This window comes from Candidatus Binataceae bacterium (assembly GCA_035294265.1).
Lineage (GTDB): Bacteria > Desulfobacterota > Binatia > Binatales > Binataceae > DATGLK01.
Window position 1 is genome coordinate 1 of sequence record DATGLK010000038.1, and the last position, 24,192, is coordinate 24,192.

At 60.7% G+C, this 24,192-nt stretch carries 23 protein-coding genes and 3 pseudogenes; 15 read left to right on the plus strand and 11 right to left on the minus strand.

The window, feature by feature from the left end; all coding sequences use genetic code 11:
- Positions 1-1,107, minus strand: a pseudogene (locus VKV28_07000) (IS3 family transposase).
- 451 nt (positions 1,108-1,558) lie between these two features.
- Positions 1,559-2,053 (minus strand): hypothetical protein, encoded by a 495-nt coding sequence (locus tag VKV28_07005; protein ID HLH76539.1) that lies wholly within the window; start codon positions 2,051-2,053, stop codon positions 1,559-1,561.
- Between the two features lie 350 nt (positions 2,054-2,403).
- Between VKV28_07005 and VKV28_07010 the strand changes: the two genes are divergently transcribed.
- From VKV28_07010 to VKV28_07040, 7 genes are all read left to right on the plus strand, one after another.
- Complete coding sequence (locus VKV28_07010; protein ID HLH76540.1) at positions 2,404-3,027, plus strand: HNH endonuclease signature motif containing protein; 624 nt, start codon at positions 2,404-2,406, stop codon at positions 3,025-3,027.
- A 314-nt stretch (positions 3,028-3,341) separates the two neighbouring features.
- Positions 3,342-3,761, plus strand: a complete 420-nt coding sequence (locus VKV28_07015) for a hypothetical protein (GenBank protein HLH76541.1) — start codon at positions 3,342-3,344, stop codon at positions 3,759-3,761.
- A 189-nt stretch (positions 3,762-3,950) separates the two neighbouring features.
- Positions 3,951-4,427, plus strand: coding sequence for a hypothetical protein (locus tag VKV28_07020; GenBank protein HLH76542.1), 477 nt, complete (start codon positions 3,951-3,953; stop codon positions 4,425-4,427).
- Between the two features lie 417 nt (positions 4,428-4,844).
- Positions 4,845-5,267: a hypothetical protein gene (locus VKV28_07025; protein HLH76543.1), complete on the plus strand. Its 423-nt coding sequence runs from the start codon at positions 4,845-4,847 to the stop codon at positions 5,265-5,267.
- A gap of 167 nt (positions 5,268-5,434) precedes the next feature.
- Positions 5,435-6,013 (plus strand): HAD-IIIA family hydrolase, encoded by a 579-nt coding sequence (locus tag VKV28_07030; protein ID HLH76544.1) that lies wholly within the window; start codon positions 5,435-5,437, stop codon positions 6,011-6,013.
- A 35-nt stretch (positions 6,014-6,048) separates the two neighbouring features.
- Positions 6,049-6,345, plus strand: a complete 297-nt coding sequence (locus VKV28_07035) for a hypothetical protein (protein ID HLH76545.1) — start codon at positions 6,049-6,051, stop codon at positions 6,343-6,345.
- 29 nt (positions 6,346-6,374) lie between these two features.
- Complete coding sequence (locus tag VKV28_07040) at positions 6,375-6,611, plus strand: transaldolase family protein (GenBank protein ID HLH76546.1); 237 nt, start codon at positions 6,375-6,377, stop codon at positions 6,609-6,611.
- A gap of 147 nt (positions 6,612-6,758) precedes the next feature.
- Here VKV28_07040 and VKV28_07045 read toward each other — a convergent pair whose 3' ends face one another.
- Positions 6,759-7,226: a hypothetical protein gene (locus VKV28_07045; protein HLH76547.1), complete on the minus strand. Its 468-nt coding sequence runs from the start codon at positions 7,224-7,226 to the stop codon at positions 6,759-6,761.
- Between the two features lie 277 nt (positions 7,227-7,503).
- On the minus strand, positions 7,504-7,770 hold the full coding sequence (locus VKV28_07050) for a transposase (protein ID HLH76548.1): 267 nt from the start codon (positions 7,768-7,770) through the stop codon (positions 7,504-7,506).
- A 133-nt stretch (positions 7,771-7,903) separates the two neighbouring features.
- Here VKV28_07050 and VKV28_07055 point away from each other — a divergent pair, with 133 nt between their 5' ends.
- Together VKV28_07055 and VKV28_07060 are read left to right on the plus strand one after the other, a co-directional pair.
- Entirely contained in the window at positions 7,904-8,863 is a 960-nt protein-coding gene (locus VKV28_07055; protein HLH76549.1) for an NAD-dependent epimerase/dehydratase family protein, read from the plus strand.
- Positions 8,864-9,378: 515 nt separating this feature from the next.
- Positions 9,379-9,588 (plus strand): hypothetical protein, encoded by a 210-nt coding sequence (locus tag VKV28_07060; GenBank protein ID HLH76550.1) that lies wholly within the window; start codon positions 9,379-9,381, stop codon positions 9,586-9,588.
- A gap of 121 nt (positions 9,589-9,709) precedes the next feature.
- Here the strand turns inward: VKV28_07060 and VKV28_07065 are convergent, their stop codons facing one another.
- Positions 9,710-10,687 (minus strand): NAD-dependent epimerase/dehydratase family protein, encoded by a 978-nt coding sequence (locus tag VKV28_07065; GenBank protein HLH76551.1) that lies wholly within the window; start codon positions 10,685-10,687, stop codon positions 9,710-9,712.
- Positions 10,688-10,802: 115 nt separating this feature from the next.
- Positions 10,803-12,020: a transposase gene (locus VKV28_07070; protein ID HLH76552.1), complete on the minus strand. Its 1,218-nt coding sequence runs from the start codon at positions 12,018-12,020 to the stop codon at positions 10,803-10,805.
- Positions 12,021-12,184: 164 nt separating this feature from the next.
- Here VKV28_07070 and VKV28_07075 point away from each other — a divergent pair.
- The 5 genes and pseudogenes from VKV28_07075 to oxc all read left to right on the plus strand — a co-directional run bounded on the left by VKV28_07075 (position 12,185) and on the right by oxc (position 17,721).
- Positions 12,185-12,352, plus strand: a pseudogene (locus tag VKV28_07075) (transposase).
- An 808-nt stretch (positions 12,353-13,160) separates the two neighbouring features.
- Positions 13,161-13,718 carry an HAD family hydrolase gene (locus VKV28_07080; GenBank protein ID HLH76553.1) on the plus strand — a complete coding sequence of 186 codons (558 nt, stop codon included), beginning with the start codon at positions 13,161-13,163 and terminating at the stop codon, positions 13,716-13,718.
- On the plus strand, positions 13,715-14,431 hold the full coding sequence (locus VKV28_07085; protein ID HLH76554.1) for a transaldolase: 717 nt from the start codon (positions 13,715-13,717) through the stop codon (positions 14,429-14,431). Before VKV28_07080 ends, VKV28_07085 begins: the two co-directional genes overlap by 4 nt.
- 240 nt (positions 14,432-14,671) lie before the next feature.
- A pseudogene (frc, locus tag VKV28_07090) lies at positions 14,672-15,916 on the plus strand (formyl-CoA transferase).
- A gap of 92 nt (positions 15,917-16,008) precedes the next feature.
- Positions 16,009-17,721, plus strand: coding sequence for an oxalyl-CoA decarboxylase (gene oxc, locus VKV28_07095; protein HLH76555.1), 1,713 nt, complete (start codon positions 16,009-16,011; stop codon positions 17,719-17,721).
- Between the two features lie 21 nt (positions 17,722-17,742).
- Here the strand turns inward: oxc and aqpZ are convergent, their stop codons facing one another.
- Complete coding sequence (gene aqpZ / locus VKV28_07100; GenBank protein ID HLH76556.1) at positions 17,743-18,489, minus strand: aquaporin Z; 747 nt, start codon at positions 18,487-18,489, stop codon at positions 17,743-17,745.
- Positions 18,490-18,627: 138 nt separating this feature from the next.
- Positions 18,628-18,819: a hypothetical protein gene (locus VKV28_07105; protein ID HLH76557.1), complete on the minus strand. Its 192-nt coding sequence runs from the start codon at positions 18,817-18,819 to the stop codon at positions 18,628-18,630.
- A gap of 615 nt (positions 18,820-19,434) precedes the next feature.
- Here VKV28_07105 and VKV28_07110 point away from each other — a divergent pair.
- Positions 19,435-20,496 (plus strand): LLM class flavin-dependent oxidoreductase, encoded by a 1,062-nt coding sequence (locus VKV28_07110; GenBank protein HLH76558.1) that lies wholly within the window; start codon positions 19,435-19,437, stop codon positions 20,494-20,496.
- A gap of 188 nt (positions 20,497-20,684) precedes the next feature.
- Here VKV28_07110 and VKV28_07115 read toward each other — a convergent pair whose 3' ends face one another.
- From VKV28_07115 to VKV28_07125, 3 genes are all read right to left on the minus strand, one after another.
- The gene (locus VKV28_07115) at positions 20,685-20,816 is read right to left on the minus strand and encodes a hypothetical protein (protein HLH76559.1); all 132 of its coding nucleotides are present in this window, start codon (positions 20,814-20,816) and stop codon (positions 20,685-20,687) included.
- Between the two features lie 238 nt (positions 20,817-21,054).
- On the minus strand, positions 21,055-23,676 hold the full coding sequence (locus tag VKV28_07120; GenBank protein ID HLH76560.1) for a S53 family serine peptidase: 2,622 nt from the start codon (positions 23,674-23,676) through the stop codon (positions 21,055-21,057).
- A 193-nt stretch (positions 23,677-23,869) separates the two neighbouring features.
- The coding region (locus VKV28_07125; GenBank protein ID HLH76561.1) for a hypothetical protein at positions 23,870-24,192 on the minus strand (323 nt) is incomplete at its 5' end.

The following is a 24,192-nucleotide window of genomic DNA, read 5'->3' on the forward strand; positions in this document are numbered from 1 at the left end:
CGGGCCGCGGAGCCCCAAACTTGCTCAAGCGGCCCGGCCCCTTGCCGGTCTGCAAACTCTCTCGGCGTCAACGCGCCCAGGCTCGAATGCGGGCGGCAGCAGTTGTAATCGTGGCGCCACGCTTCGATGATCGCTCGGGCCTCGGCCAAGTTCGTGAACACGTGCTCGTTTAGGCACTCGTCGCGCAGCCTGCTGTTGAAGCTCTCGATAAATGCGTTCTGCACCGGCTTGCCCGGCTGGATGTAATGCCAGCCGACGCGGTCGGTCGCCCGCCTGAGCACTGCCACGCTGGTGAGTTCGGTTCCGTTGTCGCTGACGATGGTCCTGGGCGTGGCTCGTTCGAGGGAGAGCCGTTCCAGCTCGCGCACCACGCGTACTCCGCTCAGTGAGGTATCGACCACGGTGGCCAGGCACTCGCGGCTGAAGTCATCGACGATGCACAGAATGCGGAAGCGGCGGCCAGCGTGTCGGACACGAAGTCGAGGCTCCAGCGTTGATTGATGGCGTGCGGTAGTTCCATCGGGGCGCGGGTTCCCAGCGCGCGCTTGCGCCCGCCGCGCCGGCGCACCATCAGCCGCTCCTCGCGGTAAAGCCGGTATAGCTTTTTGTGATTCATCGAATGCCCCTCGCGCGCCAACAACCAGCCCAATCTGCGATAGCCGAAGCGCCGCCGCTCCTGCGCCAGCTCGCGCAGCCGCCTGCGAAGGCTCGCATCGTCTGGACGCTTGGACCGATAGCGTAAAGTCGAATGGTCGATCCCCACCAGCCTGCACGCGCGCCGTTGGCTCAGCCCGTGCCGCTCGATCAGCCGGGCCACTGCCGTCCGCCGTGCCGCAGGCTTCAGCCGTTTTTTCCCAGCAGGTCCTTCAGCGCCGCGTTGTCGAGCATCGACTCGGCGAGCAGCTTCTTGAGCCGGCGGTTTTCATCCTCCAGCCCCTTGAGCCGCTTCGCGTCCGACACCTCCATGCCGCCGTACTTGGCCTTCCACTTGTAAAAGGTCGCCTCCGAGATCCCGTGGCGCCGACACACTTCGCTGGTCGCCACGCCCGCCTCCTGCTCGCGCAAAATTCCGATGATCTGCTCCTCGCTGAACCTGCTCCGCCGCATCTGTCCGTCTCCTTGCCGTGACGGACTCTACCTCAAAACGCGGGTGTTTTCGGGGGGCAGGCCACTTGCCGTCCGCATTTGCTCATGACGGACTGCATCAGGATGCCAGTGCGCAAAATCGGGGTTAATTCCGTCCGGTTTTCCCGAAAAAACTGCGAGCACGCCATCCGCGCCGCATTTACCTAATCGGCTGATGAGGTGAGAGAAATCGGCCGCTTGCTGACATCGCTTTTATCTTGCCGTCGTAAGACTCAGCCTGAGTACCGGCAAAATCAGTGGTGGCAATCGCGTCGGCGGCGTAGATGGATGCCTCGAACCCACGACAGGAATTGGTCCTGATGGTGGCAGCTTCGGCCCGCCGAGCGGCCGCTTCCGACCGCGCTTGGCCGGACCTGACTTTGCCGCGGCTGCCATCCCCCGATGCGCAGCCACCGCCTCACGGTCTTGCGATCTACCCCGAGCTGTCCCTGGCGCGCGGTCGACTTGGCGGCAGGCCTAAAATTTTCCGCCTGCGTTCGTCGGTTATGACCTCATCCAGGCCGGTCATCACGCGCCGGCCAAACTCGGGATCCTCTTTCATGGCGCGCCGGACCCACTCGCCGAGTATATGGTTCTGAAGCACTATCCTGTCGCTTCGGTGCTTGTCGGCTCGCCGCAAAATATCTTGAGCTTGTCGTATTTCCGCCTGGGTTTCCCTTTCGACGACCCGGTCCAGGTCAAAGCTGCGCTCCAGTGAATTCGCGCTTTCCGGCTGCTGCTCGGCGCGCGCGACGGAGCTATCGAGCTCGGAATCTTGGGGGCCTCTCGATCGATCCGCCAGGTCGGCTACCCCGACAGGGTGTTTGCGAGGCCGACCGCGCTTGCGGTGCGCGAAAGTTTCGATCGTTTTTAAGATCTCGGTTTCCGGTAGGGGATGATGTTTTCGAGGGCGCCCGCGTTTGGCCATCTGATGTCCTTCCGAATCAAATATCTCTAATTTTTAATGCCACCCTTGGCCAACCGGATCAAACGCTTACGAGCAACCGCGCGCTAGTTGCCCAAAAAATAGGACAAATTCGTTGGAAATTGCCTCGGTCGAAAAGAAAGGACCGCGCCCCGCCGGGTATCGCTTACGGCGGCAAGAGCCAGCCGCAGGCAGCTTGCGCAAGGCATACATCCTGCTGACAAATATTTCAACTTTATCATAACCGTACCCGTCAGCGGCTCGGCGCTCGAGCGCCCGCGCACCGACTCGGGCCGATTTCGGAGCATACAATCGTGTAGGTCCAGATCTTTTCAGCCGCGGGCCGATCTATTTTGGACAACAAGTTTGTGCATCTCCGTGACTTTTCTGACAATTCTAGTGATACTTTTAAACCAAGTAAAAAATTTTTCTTGATTTCTTTATTATATTTGGGATTAATATTAAAAAGGTTATCCGCCATGGAAGAGTTTTTTAGCTTTTGCAATTTCCGTCAGTTCGAGCGCACGCGTCGGGAAATCAGGTTGCCATACGAGCTTTTGAACGACGCTCGTTTCCGTCAGCTCCCGGATGCCCACAAGGCGCACCTGCTCTGCCTGCTGTTGCTGGCCGCGCGGATGAACAATTGTCTGCCCAGCGCTCCGGTCAAGCTGGAACGGATGATCGGAGCAACCGAGCCCGTTGACCTGGGAGCACTGGGCGATTTCATCCAATTTAGAGGGGTGGAAAAACCTTCCTGGCAAGACCGGCTTGCCAGCCGGCACGTCCCCGACAGCATGCGTGCGACCGTGTTAGTGCGCGACGGGGGGCGCTGCCGCAAATGCGGCAGGTCGAGCAATCTGGAAATTGATCACATCGTACCCGTCAGCCGGGGTGGCCAGACCCAGGAGCTGAACCTGCAGACCCTGTGCCGGCGCTGTAACCGGGCCAAATCCAAGAAGCTGGTGGCACAGTTGTGAAGCGTGCGCGCACGCTTTCGAGGGCGCTAGCGCTTGAACCTGCGCTTTCGAGGAACGTTCCATAAGGGCTTTTACACTGTGGACAAATCCTGGGCTCGCGCTCCTTAACACGCGGAACCCATTCATGCCCACAACGTTCGCACCTGTAACCCGTAACCAGGAGAGAGACCTTTGCCAACGGAGCCGAGGCATAACAAAGGCACCCAACCTGATCGATGGCGGCGTGCTCGATGCCACCACCGGCGCAGTACCGGCCTGGTTCGAGGCCGACGCGCTGGCGGCCCGAATCGGCGGACAGCTGCAACGCCGGCGAGATGAAATCGTTCCCGCTAGTCGATGGGCTTGGCCGACCCAATGACCCAATAAGCCTGGGGGCGGCGCTGCACCAGGTTTCGGTCTATTTGCTGCTGGCCAGGTCCATGGTCGCCCACCTCGGGGGTGACCCCGAGGTGGTGTTGCCGCTGGCGATGATCGTCACCGCCGCAATGTCTCGCTTACTCCGAATCCTATCTGTCAAGAACATAAGCCAGCGCATCGTGCGAGCCCAGCGAGTCTTGGAACGGGTGCCCGATGCGATCGCTATCGCCCGTGGGCTTCCCAAGCGGGTTTATTGCGGCCTGATGAGCGATCGCAATATCGCGACCGAGCGCCGACTGGAGGAGCTGGGGCGCACTGGACGACTATATAGAGTCGCCTGCCGGGACTACCGGTTATCGGGCCGCAGCCGCCGCTGAGCGAAACGGCATTGGTCCGCCACCCACCGGGGAGGACGACGGTCAGATCGAGCGCTGACCAAAGCCGGCATCGAGACCTGGTGGATTCCAGGCAATCACGATTCCGACCAGGCTGATTGGTACCGCAATCTGTTCCAGTCTAATCTCGCCGAGTGCTGTTTAAACGGCCAGGTGGTCGGGATTGCTGGGATGCGCGTTGCCGGGTTGGACGGGATCTTTCGCGGCAAGCGGTGGATGCCCGACCCAGGTGCGCCGCGCGACGCGCAAACCCCACGCTGGCACAATCGAGATGAATGGCTGCACGATACCCGGCATGAGCGGGAAAGCCCGTATCGGCAGCAGCTGGTGGGAGAGGACTCGGAGCGGCTATGGGAGCAGCGTGCCGACGTGCTGGTCTGTCACGAGGCGCCGAGCTGCCATCAGCACCGCTTCGCCGCTCTCGACGATTTGGCCGCGAAGCGATGGGCGTGCGGCCAGTGGTTCACGGCCACCATCACGCGGACTACGACGGTGCGATTGCGAGTGGCCGGACCCGGGGTAATGGGCGTGGTACGGGCCGGCGTACGGACCCTGGAGGGATCGGTGATCCGCAAAGGCAGCCGCGATCGCGGGCGGCCGGTGACGGACTGCGTGCCGTGGGAGCCGAAGATCGCGAGAGCCAAGTGATACAGGGGCATTTTGACAAAGAGCACGAGTCTATCGTCACTGCGCAAATCGAAGTGCTGAGCCAGCAATTGGGTCATGGCGACGATCAGCTGTTGTCCGGGTGTGGCGAAACGGCGGTGCAAGAACGGCAGATATTGGCGTCGCTTTGGTGATTCCGGCCAGCGTGGAGCTTGGATGGCGTCTGCCGGGGCGAGGATTTTCGCCTTGGCAGTATCTGAGGCCTGCTTCTGATGGTGCTGCCTGGCGCCAACCTACGTCTTTCGCCCGAGCTAGTACTATTCGCGGAACGGGGCCGAATCTGTACCCCATTGGACCGTTGCTGTGGCTGTATGCCAGCGGCGCCGTGATCCTGCTGGGCGGTTTTGCCACCTTGCGCGAGGCTGCCTTCCCACTGCTGCTCATTCTGTTCGTGACCCGTTGCCCAGTTTCTTCATCGCGCTGGTGGATTTGCCCCTGCAGCGGTTCGACGCCAAGATCGCGCGCGAGTTTGCCGCTTGGCTGCACACACCGCTCATTGGCGCGACGCTCAACCTGCTCTTCTATCGCAACGAAATCGGGATATTCATCCGGCCGGGCTACGGCTTGCGTGGCAAGGCGGCGATGGGGCTACTGGGTCTGCGAGCCAGTGGCGAGCTGCTGTTCATCGCGGCGGCGGTGGCGCTGGCCTACGTCATCAACCTGTTTCGGCTGTGCGCACGGATGCTCCACTGCCGTCTGGCCCATAGCTGGCCGCTTTTGACTGCACACGCAGTGGATGGCTGCTACTTGCTTGGGGCGGTCCTGTTCGCGCTAGCCGCGGCCTTTTTATTTCGGCTCCCGGCGAGCCGACGGTATCGATGAACGGCAACGCCGGCTCTGCTGGCTATTCTGCTTTGCGCCTTCGCGCTGCCGTAGCTGCGCTAATGCTCATCTGCCCATTTGGTCCAGACACGACTCGGTGTTGCTTGTCCGATAAAGCAATCTTCTGATAGTTTTTGCATTCCATCTCGCCATGGGACAATGGCATTATGCAAGGCAAGATCACCAACTTGCTCGATCAGGGAAAGGCCCCCGAACGCGCAGTGTTCCTGGATCGCGACGGAGTCTTGATTCGCACCTTGGTGCGTGAGGGCAAACCGGTGTCGGTTTCCACGCTGGCTGAGGTCGAGATCCTCGACGGCGTGGCACAAGCCTGCGACCGGCTGAAGCAGGCCGGCTTTCTGCTGGTAGTGGTCACCAACCAGCCCGACGTAAGTCGGGGCTTGATGGCACGCGAAACAGTCGAGGCTACCAACCAACTTCTGAGCGAGCGCCTGCCCGTGGACGAGCTGCGAACCTGCTACCATGATGATCGCGACGATTGTGACTGTCGCAAACCGCGACCGGGGATGCTTCTCGCGGCGGCCGCAAAATGGCATATCGACTTGGCCGCCAGTTTCATGGTGGGTGACCGATGGCGGGATATCGAAGCCGGACAACGAGCCGGCTGCCGCACGGTCTTTATCGACAACGGGTATGAGGAGGCGCAGCCGCCCCGCCCGGACTATCGCGCTCGGTCGCTGGCGGAGGCGGCAAATTGGATATTGCGCGGGGCAATTGAAAGATGAGGCATTTGGCCGAGCTGAAGTAAAAATCTTCGCTGATGGCGCGGGAAAAGCGGGATATCCGAGCTTTATTGCCAGTCCTGGACCAGCGGCTTCACTACCACCAAGCCGACCTTGATGCGCAAGGCTGGAGTGGCCGACTAACGCACGCCTTCGCTAAGGAAATCCTGCAGGTGGTCGCCGACCGTCCGATCTCTTTCGAGGTCTTCTCCGACGATTTCGAGGAAGTGGAACGGCAGAAGACGAATGTTTACGTCAAGATTCCGATTACCAACACCCGCGGCGCGTCCTGCAATGAGTTGGCAAACGGCTGGCCGACCGGCAAATCAAGCTGAATCTAACCGCACTGCTCACCCTGGAGCAGATCAAACACATCGCCCCCGCGCTGAGACATTCGCCCACCGCCTGCATCCCTGTCTTTGCGGGCCGGATTGCAGACACCGGCCGCGATCCGGTGCCCTTGATGCGCGAAGTCGTGGAATTCCTCCAGGCTTTTCCCAATATCGAGCTGCTCTGGGCCAGCCCGCGCGAACTGCTCAACCTGCTTCAGGCCGACACGCTCGGATGTCACATCGTTACGATCACCCATGACATGCTGTAGAAACTCGGCCTGATCGGCCGCGATCTCGATGAGTACTCGCCGGACACCGTCAAAATGTGACCCGCCCCGCGAAAGTATACCGACCGGTAGTGGAGATTTCGGCCTGGTGTGGTCGGTTGGTGCCGGTATTGCCGGCGTTCATCGCACTCAACATACTCCATTGACAGTCTCTAGCAAGTTGGTCTTTTCTGCTGCCTGTTCTGTGCTGTCTGCAGGCAGCTTTTCGGGCCCGCCCTTCACATTCAGCGGGGGCGGGACGAAAAGCTGCTCAGACTCCGCGACCGAGGAGTCAGCGCTCTGCACGGCGCCGGCCAGCACTTGTTTTGCTGGCCTAGCCGTGCGCTCTTGTCGATCGGCTTTCCTGGACGGATGAACTCGAGGTGTGCCCCGTACTGGCAGCTCCACGCGTCCATCGCCTTGCTCGCGAATTCGCTCCCGTTGTCCTCGGTGATCGGTTCCGGCACTCCGCGCTCTGCGACCCACCTGCGAAAGCGCCAACGCGACGCGGTGAGTGTTGAGTGCGCTGTCGGCGACCAGCGCCAGGCATTCCCGGGCGAACTGGTCGATCACCGTCAGTACGCGGAACCAGCGCCCATCAAGGAGTTTTGCGCTCATGAAGGTCCATGCTCCACTTCTGATTGGGCCGCGTTGCTCTCGGCATCGGTATCCGCGAGCGCCGCGCCGGCTTCTTGCGTACCTTGGTCCGCACTGTGAGCCCATCCTTGGTGTAGAGCCGGCTCGCGCAGCCGCATTCGCAAACCCTCCTGGGAAGGCGGTCGGCTCCGATACACTAGAGTCTTTCGAGTGATCTTCACCAGCCCCGCCGCGCGCCGTCCACTCAGCGCGAACACTGCCTGTGTCCAATGTCCGAGCGCGCGCCGCTGACGGGGCTTTACAGCTTTTTTTGCACGATCTCCTGCAGAATCTGGCGATCAAGCGAGAGGTCGGCGACCAAGCGCTTGAGCTTCGCGTTCTCCTCGCGCAGTTGTCGCAGCTCGCGCCACTCACTCAAACCAAGCCCCGCGTACTTCTTCTTCCAGATGTAAAAAGTGGCGTCGCTGATCCCGTGCTCGCGGCAGATCTCGCTCACCTTGGTCTCGCTCTCCGCCTGCCGCAATGCGCCCAGGATCTGCTCCTCGCTGTGCCCCTTCTTCGGCATTCCCCGGTCCTCCTCATCGCTCTGCAGAGGACCATACCTGATGCCGTTCTCTCAACTTTTCGCTGGCATACTTTTCGGGTTTTGGATCGGTCACTATCATATGCAGGATTCGATAGAATAACATAGCAGAACCATGAAAATCTTAGTCACCGGCGGCGCCGGCTTTATTGGTTCTCATATCGTTGATGCGCTGGTAGTGCGAGGCGCCGAGGTATCGGTGTTGGACAACCTGTCCACGGGCAAGCGCGCCAATCTCAATCCGGGAGCCCGTTTTTATCACGTTGATTTGCTGGAGAAAGAAAAGGTCGCGGCGGTGATGGCGCAGGAACGGCCCAGGGCGATTATCCATCTAGCCGCGCAGATGGACGTGCGCCGCTCAGTGGCCGAGCCCACCTTCGACGCTCAGGTAAATCTGGTGGGGATGCTCAATCTGATGGAGGCAGCGCGCAAGCATGCGGTTAAGCGGATCGTTTTTGCCTCTACCGGTGGCGCCATATATGGCGAGCAGCAACAATATCCATGCGATGAAAGCCATCCCTGTCATCCGCTTAGTCCCTACGGAGTCACCAAGCTTGCCACCGAGAATTATCTGTATTTCTATCAGGCCGAGTATGGCATACAATTTATTGCGCTGCGCTATGCCAACGTCTACGGCCCGCGCCAGGATCCACATGGCGAGGCTGGCGTGGTCGCGGTTTTCTGCGGCCGCCTGCTGACCGGCCAGCCCTGCACGATCTATGGCGATGGCGAGCAAACCCGCGATTACGTTTACGTGGGCGACGTTGTGCAAGCCAATTTGGCGGCGCTTGAACGCAATATCAGCGGCAGCTTCAATATTGGCACAGGCACCGAAACCAGCGTCAATCAGCTCTATGCGATGATCGCAACAATGGTGAGCAGCCGCGAGGCCCCGCGGCATGCTCAGACTAGGCCCGGTGAGCAGCGACGCTCCGTAATCGACGCTGTGCGGGCGCAGCACGAACTGGGATGGAAGCCGCAGACGACTCTTGCGGCAGGCCTGGGCGAGACTCTGGAATATTTTCGCCGGCGTTTCGCCAGCACCAGATATCCCGTCGTGCCTACTGTGTCATAAAAGCGACAAAAAGTACCGCGATCCAAACATTTGCCGCTTTTTTGTGGTCGGATCGTTTGGAGCGTAGACCCAAGTCCCACCTGGGACCATCTCCATCGCTGCGCCAGGCGGTGCGAAGCACCAATATTATCGAAAATCCCAATTCGGCGGCGCGCCGCAGGACTGGAGCGGGTAGCCCACTGCCGCAATAACGCCATGGTCAAGCGCTGGGCGGCAACCGCGTGCCTGGAGCGCCGAGAAGAGCTTCCGCCGCATCCTCGATTACCACGACCTGTAGATGGTCCAGACCGTACTAATCAAGACCAAGTTGTTAATGGGGATAATGCCGCCTAACGTTGTGAACACCTACCGCCATCGCAGGTTCACACTAAACTTGGGACAAGCGACCGGAATAAAGGAAGGCGCCGCGGCGGTGGAGATGACGCGGCGGATTATCTTAAACGAACTTTAGGATTGCCGCCGCGGCGAGCCCATTAGACGACCGCACGAAGCAGGCCCGCCAGGATCATGAGCCGGTGCAGGCGCTGATCGTTGAGGCACGGGCACTGATCAAGGCGCTGGAGCCCACGGTCAAGCTGCTGGCGGCGCTGGCCAGGCTGTTGCCGGCGGCGGGACCGTTGGCGACTACGGCCGATCTAGCGGCGCTGGCCGGACAGATGGCAGCCGCGCTACAGCCGATCCGCGACAGCCTGCCTACTCACAAGGGTCAGGACGGCCATCTCTAAGCAGACCAACGGATTCAAGCATAACTTTTGGAGGGCAATCGAATATCCGAGAGGCCAATCAGCACAGCACCGTGATGGCGGTCGGGGCGAGCCGAGCGGCGCAATCGAGCTAGAACGAGCCTTAGTCCAAACGACCGGCTTTGCGCAGTTCCTGCTCGATCCAGCGGTAAGTCACGCTCAGTCCCTGCTCTAGTGAGGTGCGCGGCTCCCACTTCAACACTTGCTTCATGAGGGTGAGGTCGGCGTTGCGTCCGCGGACTCCTTGGGGCTTGCTCAAATCGTGGCGGCGGCGAATCCGCTTGCCCGCGATTCGGGCGACGATCTCGACCAGTTGATTAATCGTGACCAAGTAATCGGTACCCAGGTTCAGTGGCTGGTGACAATCAGAGTTAAGCAGACGAAAGATACCCTCCACGCAGTCTCCCACATAGCAATACGAACGGGTCTGCTCGCCATCGCCCCAGACCTCTATCTCGTCGCCGTCGGCGGCCAACGCCACCTTGCGGCAAATCGCGGCCGGGGATTTTTCCCGCCCTCCGTCGTAAGTGCCCAAGGGACCAAAGATATTGTGAAAGCGGGCGACGTGGGTGCTGAGACCGTAGTCCTCCAGGTAATGGCGGCATTGCCGCTCGGAATAGAGCTTCTCCCAGCCATAGCCATCTTCGGGGTCGGCGGGATAGGCGTCAGACTCCTTGAGCGGCACCACCGCGGCCTCTTTCTGCAGATAGCCGGGATAAATGCAGGCCGAGGAGGAGTAGAAATACTTGTTGACCCCGTTGAGCCGCGCGGCCTCTAGCATATGGACGTTGATCAGTACGTTGTCATGCATGATCACCGCCTTGTTGGCCTCGATAAAGCCAATTCCACCCATGTTGGCTGCCAGATTGTAGACCTGCTCAACCCCCCGGGTGGCCTGCAGACATTCGGCCCATCGCCGCAGATCAAGCAGCTCGAACTCGTGGGCATCGCTCGGTTCATATTCGGGCAGCTTCACATCCACGCCTCGCACCCAGAAGCCTTTGCCAACCAGCAGTTTTGTCAGATGATGCCCGATAAAACCGCCGGCACCGGCAACCAGCACTCGCGTCTGTCCACTCATCGCTTTATCTATGTCCTTTTGACGTAATTGCTGCCACGCCCAATGTTTTTTTTTACGGCAATCTCAAGGCTCTTGACATCCTCCCCGGTCTGAAGGCCGGGGATTCCTACCGCGCTCAGGCGCATAGGGCCGCTCCCGAGTCGCTTCGGTGGGTTCCTGCTGCTGGCGGCCTTGATGCGCCGCTCACTTCACAGGCGAACCGGGCGTGTCCCGCCCTTAGAACATTTATTGCCCCGACCACATCGGCGTGTTCCTCAAAGCCGCATTGCCGGCACTCGAACCGGGCTTGAGTCCGCCGGTTGTCCGCCGACACATGACCGCAACGTGGGCAGGCGAGGCTGGTGTTCTGCGGCGGGACGGCGACCAGCCATCCCCCAGCCCACGCCAGCTTGTATTCCAGTTGGCGGCGAAACTCGAACCAGCCTTGATCGAGGATGGATTTGTTCAGGCCGGACTTGGCCCGAACATTTTTGCCTGGCGCATCGAGCGTTCCTGCCGCCGACTTGGACATGTTCCGCACCCGCAAATCCTCGATACACACGATCGCGTGGTTTTTGCTGATCATGGTCGAGGTCTTGTGCAGGAAGTCGCGGCGAGCATTGCCGATGCGAGCATGAATCTTCTGGATACGCGATTTCTCCTTCTTCCAGTTGCCGCTGAACTTTATCTTACGGCTCATGGCCCGCTGCGCCTTGCGCAGCCGGTCCTGGTGCCGCTTGAAGCTGTTAAGAGGCGCATGGAACTTGCCATTCGAGAGCGTGGCGAAGCGAACCACTCCCATGTCGATGCCAACCGCGTCGCCTCGCGGTGTTGGCGGTTCCACCTCCCGCTCGGTCTGGATCGATACGAACCACTTGTCGCCCGACCAGCTCACGGTGACGTTTTTGACCGTGCCCAGGACATCGCGGCTGTTGCGGTAGAATAGCCAGCCGAGCTTAGGCAGAAAGACACGGCGGTTGCCCTGATCGAGCTTGATCTGTTTCGGGTCGGGATAGCGGAAGCTGTCGTGCCGGCCTTTCTTCCTAAAGCGCGGGAAGTCGGCCCGCTTGGCGAAAAAATTGGCGTAGGCCCGCTCCAAATCTTTGAGCGTCTGTTGCAGCGGATGGACGGGGGCATCGGCCAGCCACGCGGTATCCGGGCTGTTGCGCCACTGGGTGAGCAGCTTGCACAGCCCGGCATAGCCGAGTTTCTTCCCACCTTGCCGGTAGCTTTCCTTCTGCAACGCCAGGGCCTTGTTGTGGACGAACCGGCACGATCCGGCGAAGCGGCACATCCGGCGCCGCTGTTCCCCGGCCGGCATGAGTTCGTACTTGAAGGCTTGGAGACGCCGCATGGCGGGAATTATATCCCTGATTTAAAAAATAACCGCCAAAAAAATCAAATACTGCTATGCCGTCCGCGCTATCCTTCCCCGCCCCCAACGGCGGGCTTGCCGCGCGCCGGGTCAGGGGTGGGGTTTGACGTACGCCGAGCGGCGCGCGTGGTGCGGAGACCACGAAGTCGCGCTTCCAGGCTGAATATCAGGCCAAGTATCCCAAGGCGGTAGAGTCACTGAGCGCCCACTGGAAGCGCCTAGTGACTTTCTTCTACTACCCGACCGAGCACTGGAAGCATCTGCGCACCACCAATGCCATCGAGTCGCGGTTTGCTATCGTGCGGCTGCGAGAGCGGGCGGCCAGGGGTGCCGGCTCGAGAACCAAGGGGATCCTTGATGGCCTTCAAACTGCTCTACATGAAACCAGCGGCGCTGGCGGCGCTCGGACGGCCATCACCTGCCGCTGGTCCCTGCCCGCGAAAAATTCGTGGATGGAATCCGTTCTGGCAGGCTACCAGCCTAGCCTGTTCGAGCAAAAATCAACCCCAGGAGGCCGCCTAATCATGACCAGCCGATCCGCGACATTTGACAATGACTCTCGAGGTGAGGAGGTTGCAGCTCCGCAATTTCTTCGGCATCTCGCCACCCAAGGACGGTTGGCCAAGCGCTCTTCGCGGCTGCGGCAGCGGCAGCGGCATAACACCTGCTGCAGCTTCAGCACCGATTTGCCAAGGGTTACTGCCAAAAAAACAGCAGTTTCGACAAGCGTCCGCCCTAACGGCGAGAAGCTCCAATGGCCCACATCCAGCAACGCCAACCGCTCTTCAGCCAGATTTAAGTTCCTAGGCTCCAGTGGCCGAGGCCAAACCTAATAGCGGCGAAGCTGCGGCAAATCGAGCTTGTTGGTGGCTGGCATGTCGGAGTTGCGCAAATTGAGACGCTGTTTCAGAAATGCGCATCAAACCGGATCAGCCAGCCTAAGGCTCGACCGGCGGACGTCTCCGGCCATTGCATACTCTTTCTCGCCGCTCCTGATGAAAATCCCTATCGTGGCGTGGCTGAGCCGGTGCTTGCTCTGTAAAGCAATCCTCTGATAATTTCGGTGGCCTACCCGCCCGTGGGACAGATCTGCATTATACAAGGTCAGATAGGGCCAAGTTGACTGACCAAGGAGAAGCCCGCAGACCCGCCGTGTTCCTGGATCGTGACGGAGTCTTGATTCGTACCTTGGTGCGCGATGGCAAGCCGGCGGCGATTTCAACCTTGGCCGAGCTTGAGATACTGGGGGGCGTGGTTCAAGCCTGCCAGCAGCTCAAGCAGGCCGGCTACCTGCTGGTGGTTGTTACCAACCAGCCCGACGTCAGACGAGGCTTGATGGCGCGCGAAGTCGTTGACGCGATCAATCGGCGGCTGAAGGAGTACTTGCCGGTTGACGAGCTACGAACCTGCTACCACGACGATCGCGACGAATGCGAATGTCGCAAACCGCGACCAGGGATGCTTCACGCGGCGGCGGCAAAATGGCATATCGACTTGGCAGCAAGCTTCATGGTGGGTGATCGATGGCGGGATATCGAGGCCGGACGGCGGGCCGGCTGTCGCACGGTATTCATCGACTACGGATATGAGGAAGCGCGACCACCGTCCCCAGACTATCGCGCCGGGTCGCTGATCGAGGCGGCAAACTGGATACTGAGCAGGGGTTTGGAAAGATGAAGCATTTAGCCGAACTCAGGGTCAAGATTTTCGCCGACGGCGCGGAAAAGGCCGGGATATTGGAGCTCTATCGCCAGCCCTGGGTCCGCGGTTTCACCACCAACCCGACCTTAATGCGCAAAGCTGGCGTGGCCGATTACCGCGCTTTCGCCAAGGAAATCCTGCGGGTGGTAACGGATCGGCCGATCTCCTTCGAGGTTTTCTCCGACGAGTTCGAGGAGATGGAACGGCAGGCGCGGGAGATCGCCACTTGGGGAGACAACGTTTACGTCAAAATTCCCATTACCAACACCCGCGCCGCCACCAGCCGCGAGTTGGTGGAACGGCTGGCCTCTCGGCGCATCAAACTCAACCTTACCGCCCTCCTGACTCTCGATCAGGTCAAGCATATCGCACCAGCCCTCAAGCATTCGCCAGCCGCCTACATCTCGGTCTTTGCCGGGCGGATCGCTGACACCGGCCGTGACCCGGTGCCCGTGATGCGCGAGGCGGTGGAATTCCTCAAGGCTTTTCCCAATATCGAGTTGATATGGGCCAGCCCGCGCGAGCTGCTCAACCTTTTTCAGGCTGACGCCATTGGATGCCATATCATTACGATCACCCATGACATGCTGCAGAAACTCAGCTTGATCGGCCGCGATCTCGAGGAATACTCGCTGGATACCGTCAAAATGTTCCATCAGGATGCGCTCAAGGCCGGTTTTGAGTTGTAAACTCTGGGCCACCCACTTCCGCCAAGTCAGCGTCCGGGTTGAGCTACCTGCGCTGCTCATTCAAGGCCGTGGTCGAACGACGGTTCTCACTGGACGCGGCACATCTTAGATGCGGCAAGCGAATATAACGATTGGGGCGAACAGATCGTGATGCTTGCGCCAGCGTCGCGGACCGGCGTACAGATCGAGAAGACCAGCGAGCCAAATTACATTTTGCCCGGCAAACAGGAGCGTTAGAGCATGGCGCTGCCCTTGGAAGGCATCAAAATTATCGACTTCACCGGCGTACAGGCCGGGCCGGCCTGCACGCAGTTGCTGGCTTGGTTCGGGGCCGAGGTGCTCAAGGTCGAGCGGCCCGGCGTTGGAGACGTTACCCGCCGCTAACTGCGGGACGTACCTAATTTGGACGCACTGTACTTCACGATGCTCAACAGCAACAAAAAGTCCCTGAGCCTCAATACCAAGACGCCCGAGGGTAAGGCTATTTTGGAACAGCTTATCCGCGAAGCCGACGTCTTGGTCGAAATTTCGCGCCCGGCGCGTTGGATCGAATGGGCTTTACCTGGGAGCACATCCAGCAACTCAACCCGCGGATCATCTTCGGATCGATCAAGGGCCGAGGACTCGCCCTACGCCGACCTCAAGGTCTATGAAAACGTGGCTCAATGCGCGGGAGGGGCAGCCTCGACCACTGGGTTTTGGGATGGTCCACCGACCATCAGCGGGGCTGCGCTGGGCGATAGCAACACCGGCATGCATTTGGCGATCGGCATCCTAACCGCGCTGATCGGCCGCGCCAAGACGGGCCGAGGCCAGAAGGTGGCGGTCTCGATGCAGGACGCCGTGCTCAATCTGTGTCGGGTCAAGTTGCGGGATCAGGAACGGCCGGATCACGTCGGCTATCTGGAAGAGTACCCGCAGTACCCCAATGGAAAGTTCACCGACGTGGTACCACGTGGCGGCAACGCCGGCGGCGGCGGGCAGCCGGGCTGGATCCTTAAGTGCAAGGGGTGGGAAACCGATCCCAACGCTTATATCTATTTCACAATCCAAGAACAGAATTGGGGGCCGACCTGCCAGGCCGTGGGCAAACCGCAATGGGCCGCCGATCCCGCCTACGCTACTGCCCGCGCGCGCCAGTCTCACCTCATGGAAATTTTCGCCGAGATTGAGCAGTGGCTGGCGAATAAGAGCAAGTTCGAAGCAGTCGAGATTTTGCGTAAATTTGCCGTGCCTTGCGCCCCGGTCCTCTCGATGAAGGAAATCGCCAACGATCCCGCTCTACGCGCCAGCGGCAGCGTGGTCGAGGTGGACGAGGAGTTGCGCGGCAAATACCTCACGGTCGGCAGCCCGATCAAATTTTCCGACTTCAAGCCCACGATTACGGGCGCCCCACTGCTGGGCGAGCATAACGACGAGGTCTTGACGAAGCTGGGCTACGGCGCGGAACAGATCGCCACCATGCGCCGCGATAAAATCATCTAAATGGCCCGCCGGTTCGCCGAGGTCCCCGCCGACCAGACGTTCATTGCGGCCCGAGCGTGCGCCGCTAAAATCTTTTAAAAAAGGCGCTTGCAATGTCCAATGAAACGGCTCCCTCTTCTTTGACCAACGGCTTTCACCTCATCATCGACGCCATGAAGCTTAACGGCCTCGAGACGATTTACGGCGTCGCCGGCATTCCGGTGACCGATCTGGCCCGACTGGCACAGGCTGAAGGCGTCCGTTATATCGGCTTCCGCCACGAACAATCCGCCGGCCACGCCGCGGCAATTTCGGGCTTTTTGAGCCAAAAACCCGGGATCTGTCTTACGGTCTCCGCGCCCGGTTTCCTCAACGCGATGGTGGCCCTGGCCAATGCCACTACCAACTGTTTCCCGATGATCCAAATCAGCGGCTCAAGCGACCGCGCCATCGTCGATCTCCAGCAAGGCGACTACGAGGAGCTTGATCAGATGAACGCGGCCAAGCCCTATGCCAAAGCCGCATACCGGGTCAACCGGCCGGAGGATCTCGGCGTTGGTCTTGCGCGCGCGATCCGTGCCGCCGTGTCGGGACGTCCGGGTGGCGTCTATCTCGACCTTCCCGCCAGCGTCTTGAGCGCGCCGCTCGATGCGCAGATCGGCGCGCGCTCGCTGATAAAGGTGGTCGACCCCGCGCCGCGGCACATCCCATCTTCCGAAGCGATCGCGCGCGCGCTGGAACTGCTCGGCCAGGCCCAGCGACCACTAATCGTTCTGGGCAAAGGCGCCGCATATGCGCAAGCCGACCGCGAAATCAAAGCCTTTGTCGAAACCAGCGGCATCCCGTTTCTGCCGATGTCCATGGCCAAAGGCCTACTGCCCGACGACCATCCGCAATCAGCCGCCGCCGCCCGATCCTTTGCTCTGGCCCAGGCCGACGTGGTGATGTTGATCGGCGCGCGACTGAATTGGTTATTGGGGCACGGCAAGAGCCCGCAATGGTCTGCAAGCGCCCAGTTCATTCAGCTCGACATCCTGCCGGCGGAAATCGACAGCAACCGCGCGATTGCCGCGCCGGTAGTGGGAGACATCGGCTCTTCGCTAACTGCCTTGCTGGCGGCATTCAAACCCGATCGATTAAGGTTCAGCGCTTCATGGCTGGAGCAGCTCGCGCAGCGCAGGGCAGTCAACGTGGAGCGAATGATGACCCGCCTGTCCGCCAATCCCTCGCCGATGGACTTTTATAGCGCCCTGGGGGCGATCCGAGGGGTACTGGCCGACAAGCCCGACGTCTACCTGGTCAACGAAGGAGCCAATACGCTGGACATCGCGCGCAATGTCATCGACATGCGCCTGCCGCGCAAACGCCTGGATAGCGGAACCTGGGGCGTGATGGGTATCGGCATGGGCTACGCCGTGGGCGCGGCGGTGACCAGCGGCAAGCCGGTCGTGGCGATCGAAGGCGACAGCGCCTTTGGCTTCAGCGCCATGGAAATAGAAACAATTTGTCGATATCGACTACCCATAGTTGTGATAGTTTTCAACAACGGCGGCATCTATCGCGGCGACGACGTCAATCGCGCCGGCGGCAGCGACCCCGCGCCCACCGTCCTCATGCAACAGGCTCATTACGAGAAAATCATCGAAGCCTTCGGCGGCACCGGCCATTACGTGGTTGAGCCGCGGGGACTGGCAACGGCCCTTATCGCTTCGCTGGCGTCGGGGAAGCCGGCGCTGATCAATTGCGTGATCGATCCGAAAGCGGGAACGGAAAGCGGCCATATCGCCAACCTCAACCCGCGAAGCGACATCACGCCGAAGAAGTAAGCGGACGTGGCGGAGCGGGCTTTAGCGTGCCACGCCAATTGGCGCTACCACCGGCGCCACCGCGGTGGCTTCTTCCTGCATCAGCCAGCGATAGAGCAGGCCGCCCAGCATCGCGCCCACGATCGGCGCGAGCCAAAACAGCCAGAGCTGCCCAATCGCCCACCCCCCTGCGAACAGCGCGGGTCCGGTGCTGCGGGCTGGATTCACCGAAGTATTGGTTACCGGAATACTGATCAGATGGATTAAGGTCAGAACCAAGCCAATGGGAATCGGCGCGAAGCCCGCAGGAACGCGCACGTCGGTCGCCCCCATGATCACGAACAGAAAGATCAGCGTCATCGTGATTTCACAGACCGCGCACGACAGCAACGGGTAACCACCGGGCGAGTGGGCACCATAGCCGTTGGCCGCGAACCCCCCGCCCAGGCTGAAGCTAGGCGCGCCGCTGGCGATAACATAGAGCACCGCGGCGGCGAGGATCGCGCCGAGCACCTGGGCAATCACGTAGGGCGCTAACTCGCTGCCGGGAAAGCGGCCACCGGCCCACAGTCCGAAGCTCACGGCGGGATTGATGTGGCATCCGGAAATATGCCCGATCGCGAAGGCCATTGTCAGCAGCGTGAGCCCGAAAGCCAGTGCCACGCCGACGAAACCCACGCCCAGGTGGGGAAAGCCCGCGGCCAGGACCGCGGTCCCGCATCCGCCGAGCACCAGCCAGAACGTCCCGATGAATTCCGCTGCCGCGCGACGCGAAAGGCTAATAGACATAACCGGTCTCCTCTTATTGCTGATCGCGGTCAGAAAGCGCAAAGGATTCGCGCGCTTTTACGATGCTCCGGTTGATCCTGTTTCCAGCTGTAGCATTCCGACCAGTCGCCGCAGAACTGGACTACCAAGACTCGTTACTCAATATTTCGGCATCGAGGGCATCTCACTGGCTCCCGGAATCTTGTTGGTTAGTCCGCCCGTGGCGTTGCTGACCGCGCACGAGGCCAGGATATCGGTGGCGTGCTCCGCCACGTAGCCTTTGAGCAGCTCGATGGCACCGGGTAGCGGAAGTTTGGTGCTGCCCGCAAACGAAGACGCCGCAACCGACATAACTCTCGGGCTGCTTAAAAGCGAGGGGCCGGCGGAGGCGGGATTCGAAACCTGGCTACCCAGCGCCGAGCATAGCGCCTTGTTCGCTAACGACTGCTGATTACCGGTGAGCGCGGAAGTTGCCTGCCCCACCTTAGGTACCAGGTTGCCGAGACCTTGCGCTCGCAATCGGAGGGGGCTGCACAGGAGTAACACGAATGCCACGACAACGGCGGAGTGCTTCACTGTATGGGATTTCATTATTCGTGCCTCTCGGCATCCCCGGCTTTAGGACTGACCCTTGTCTTTGGAGCAGCCCATTCTTCTTCGCTGGCGCAATCATACTGCATGTTCGAGAGCGCGCAAGGCTTCTTTTCTTGAAACATGCCAAGCGCCGGAAGCGTGGCGATATCGACACTTTGTTCAATTCGTTCCGATTTTCCAGGGGCTTCAAACACGGCTGACAATCGCACCCTCAGGCCGGGGTCGCGGGTTCAAAGCCCACGGGCCGAACAAAGCTCGCCTCACCAGGGCAAACACGCGGACGCGGGTGTAAACGCCCTGGGCCGCAAGTGTGCTAGCCTGCCTGGCGCATAGGGCAAGTGGTCAAGGGCCCGTCGGGGCGAGCGAGGCAAAATGAAATTCGGCTATTTCACCTTGAGCGATAATCACTACTTCAACAACGAGCGCAGCGCCAACCAGTGTATCTTGGACCTGGTGGACGAAGCGATCTATGCTGAGTCGCTGGGGTACAATTCGGCCTGGATCGGCGAACACCACTTCAATTCCCTGGGCGTGCTCTCTTGCCCCGACCTGGCGCTGGCCTACATCGCCGCGCGAACCCGGCACATCCGCCTGGCCCCCGCCGTCAACGTCCTGCCGCTGCACCATCCGATCCGAGTCGCGGAGCAATGGGCCACGCTGGACCTGCTCAGCGGCGGGCGAGTGGACTTCGCCACGGGGCGCGGCTACGACCGCGGCGAATACCTGCCTCTAAACGCGCCGTTTGACGACAACGTGACGGCCTTCGCTGAAGGCGTAGACATCGTTCACCGACTGTGGTCGCAAGCGGAGCCGGTGTCGCATCACGGCAAGTATTATAATTTCGATAACATTTCGATTACGCCCAAACCAATCCAGCGACCCATTCCGATTCATCTGGCTTCCTTTTCGCATCCCACCATCGAGCTGGCCGCACGCTACGGCTTCGGACTGGTGCTCGCGACCTTTGCCGCCAACATCACGTTGGGCGGCGTGGGCGAAGCCGCACGCTATTACCGCGAGGCCTGCGCCCGCAACCACAAGCCGCCTGGACGCCTGGTATCCAGCTATTTTATCCATTTCGCCGACACCCCCGAGCAGGAGCGCGCGGCGCGCGAGCGCCAATTGCGCTACGCGCGGGAATGCACCGCCGCGGTGTCGCCCGGGGACGAAAACACCAGGCCCAAGAGCTACGCCTACTTTCAGGAATTCAAGGCCCAAATGCGCAATCGGCGAGCCGAGGATCTGGATTCGCAAACGATGCTTTTGGGCAACTCCGAACAGATTACCCTGACCCTCAAGGAAATGGCGGAGCTGGGCTTCGACGAGATCATCCTTTACTTCGGTGTGGGTCTGAAGCCTCATAACCAGGTCCGCGAAGAGATGGCCCGCTTCATCGAAGAGGTCGCGCCCGCCTTCGCCACTTCGCGCTCTTAGCCGACAATCCGCCGGCACCAGCTCGGTCCGCGCCCGCGAAAATGGCGGGGTGCTTTTCGGGGCACGGTAATGAGCGTTTTTCTGCGCGCGCTGACGCGGCTCAGTCAGCGCCTGGGAGCAAAAATACAAGCGCGGCAATCTCTGGTAGTCGAGGACATCCCGGCCGGCATCGAAGCCGTCCACATAGCCTAGGGATGGGAGTGCCCGTGATCGCCCACACCGCGCCCGCGCAGATGCTGGCGCAGGCCGATCTGATTCGTCCCTCGCTGGCCGAAACCCACCTCGAAGATGTTCTGGCCGAGCTGCGAGCCGCCACCCACTTTGAGCTAAGAGATGGCGCGAGACTCGCAACCTTCCAGGCGTCCGGAACGGCAGCCCCCCGTCCTCCGCCAGCTCGCAAGTAACCTCGCGTGCGGTTTAGCTTGAGCGGCCCGGCTGCCCAGGCCAGCAGGGAGCGGCCTTCGGCGCGGTGGCTTTCCATTCTCTGAAAGGGCGTCGTGTGCCGGATCGCATCACGACGCCCGCCCTCAAGGCGCGTTACCAGTACCGTTGTACGCGCTAATATTGCACGGTCACCGTACCCAGTTTCCCCGGCATACCAGAAACTTCGACTATTCCGCCCTGGCCGTCAGCCATGCTTATGCCGCCCTGAGGGACCATCTGGCCCGAGGTCTGGCTTTGGCCGGGAGTCGGCGTGACGCTGGGTATCGCGCTGGCGCTGGGCGAAGGCCCGCTGCTTCCGCCACTGCTGCTGCAATCGATGACTGCGAAAGCGAGCCCACTTAGCAGCATCGCGCAGCTCAGCACATAGGCGCTCCGCCGGTGGCTACCCGAACGCAGGCTCGCCGCGAGTGCCAACGTGAGGCATGCCAGCCACAGCGCGACGAACGTGCCCGGACCACCCTCGGCGCCTTCGCCGGCCGTAGTCCATCCTGCCCCAGCCAAAGCGCCAGTTGAGCCCGTGAGCATCAGCGTGACCGAGCCGCCAGAGGGAATCGTAGGCGGAGTCGAGAAGGAAAATACGGTGCTCGCTTGGGACGCGGCGACTGTGACCAGTGGGGCGCCACTGCCCACTGTCGCGGTCAACGTGAGCTGCAAAAAGATGGCGGGCAGGGAGAGATCGATCGTCACCGAATTCAACGTAAGCGGCCCGCTGGTGGTGTTGAAGACCGTAAAGGATCCGGCACCCGCGCTTGCTCCGGCGTTAACCGTGGTATTGGCCGGATTGAAGGTGGCTTCAGCACCTGGGAAAGCGGCCACCAATTTCGCGATATCGGGCGAGCCCAAGCCCGTGGCCAGGTCGTATCCCGGACCGGCGCTGTAGCCTGGGATTCCACCGTCGCCGTTGTTGCCGCTAGTGACGTCGTGCAAGCCCAGGTTCGAGCCGGGATGGGTGTATTCCACCGCGGCCAATTCATAAAGACGGTTGTTGATATTTCCCAGGCGGGTCACGCCTTGAGCTTGGGCGATGAGCCGGGAGATTCCAGCCCACATCGGCGTGGCGATCGAGGTGCCTGCGGTTAGCGTGAAGCAGGGCTGGTTGTTGGGCGAACAAGTGTTGAACCGAGAGTTCGGCCCTTGCAAGGTGGCGACAAAAAACCCCGGCATCACCGCGCTAGGCGGCGCTCCCGCAATCATTCCGTTCGCTCCCATCGAGACGTCGGGAATATCGCGCGCGCCGTCGTTGGGCACGCCTAGCCCGCTTTGCCAGGGCGGCTTGTTGAACACCTGGCTGTAACCACCGCCGCCGGAATCTTTGATCGGACAGTTCTCGGCTCCCGGCGTCGGCGTGGCTGAAGGTTGGGCTTCGGCGTTCCATGCCTCCTCCAGGCCCTGATTCACCGTGCTGATATCCACTTGGTCGGGAGGGGAACTGTAAGCAGGTTGAAACTGCGTGCCGCCCACCGTGGTAATATTGGGACTGGCCGCCTCCTCGTCGATGCTGGGCTGATATGTGTAGCCGTTGCTATCTTGGTAAGGACTTGTACCGCAATTCTTTTGCATCACCGCCGTGGGCATGGGAAAGGCGGCGGTCGGTGCCGCCGTGGGGGTGGCCAGGATCTGACCGCAGGTCCAGTTGCTGCCAAAGTCGCCGGCAGACTTGAAAAAGGTCTGGCCCTGCGCCACCGCCTGAGCTTCCCAGCCGTCCAGGGCAACAACCGTACTCTCAGGCTCGCATCCGCCTTCGGTACTGCTGCTGATCGCCCCGCACAGGTTTTCGGTGACCGCCTGTTCGACCGCTCCCAAATATCCGTTTGAGTTTGTGTAGTAATTACGAATCGGGGTGTTTGGCGAAACCGCGTGAGCCCATTCGATATCCAGATAAGGTTCGTTGTCGCCGGGCAATCCAGGCGTCGCGGTGCTCGTAGGCGCCTGGTTGAGGGTAATCGTCGGCATTACCGCGGGCGAGGGCAGCGCCGTGGCAAATTGGCTCGTAAACAGGCTGAGCGCACCAGTGTTGATGCTGGCGCCTTCGATAACCGCAATGCAATCGCTGGCACTTTGAGCGCCGCCGCTTCCCAGATTACCGCTCTGTAGCACGGGAGTTTCATCATAGAAGGTATATAGGTCGGCGGGGCCAAAAGATGGCGCGTCGTTGCATGGCGCCCATCCGCCAATTGAGCTGCAGGTTGACACGATACTGTCCCCGCTGACCGGTTGACCTCCGCGGTTGGTCAGGCCTTCGATCGAAACGATCGTCGGCGCCAGGTCGGCGGGCACCATCGGATCATTGAGATTGGCATAGCGAGTCCCCTCGCCCACGACTTTCACTTGCAGAGCGGCCTTGATCGCCGAGTAGCTGGCAGTGAATCGTACTGCGCGCTGAAGCTGGTCGACCGCCGTCACTTGCAATCCTTCGCTGCTGAGCCAGTCGGCAACCGCCTCCATCTGCGCCGGCGTGGGACCAAAGCGTTCGGCAAACTGCTCGGGAGTCAACCACTGATGGTAAAGCGGCGAATCGCGATCCTGCAGATCAGCCTCAAGCTGTGCCAACTGCGCACGATTGATGAGCGCCATCTGGACTTCGCCCTGCAACTCCTGAGCCGCTGCCAGTTCCCGTGCGAAAGGAACATTGCTTAGATGGTTGCCCGCGATCGGCACGAGCTGTTGCGCCGCAGCCATGGTGCCAGTAATCAGCAGAAACAATGTCGATAGTACCCATATGACCGGCTTCGGCATATGCGCATCATCCTGATGTCACATTCTTCTTGGGGAGTGTACGCATTTGGACCGGCCAAATGCATACACTCCCGAAGTATTTTCCTAGTAATGGGTTGGTTCGCCCCGAGATCGATTGCCCGAAGCGAACCAATGATCCGCACCCGCTAAACTGTCGCATCCAGCTCTTCGGCTACCGGCTTCGCTACCATCCTCACAAGACGGAAACCTGGCCGAGCGAGGCTGGCAGGCCGCTGACACCCACAGGCCCCGAGGGAGCTGTGACGGCCACCGCGGTTACCGCTTGGGTGGAAGTTCCTGCTATTCCCGGCTTACTGCTGCTGCTCCCACCGCACCCGGCGATTCCCGCGGTCATTGCCAGCGCCGCGATCAGCGCCAGGGCAAGGCGCCGGCGCGAGCTCAGCGGTATCGCGATCAGGCCGATACCGATCAGCATCAGAACGCCGGAAAGAGGCGTGTCGCCACTGCTCAAACGAAGCGCTACGACGCCAGCGAGCCTAACCGTGCCACCGTCCA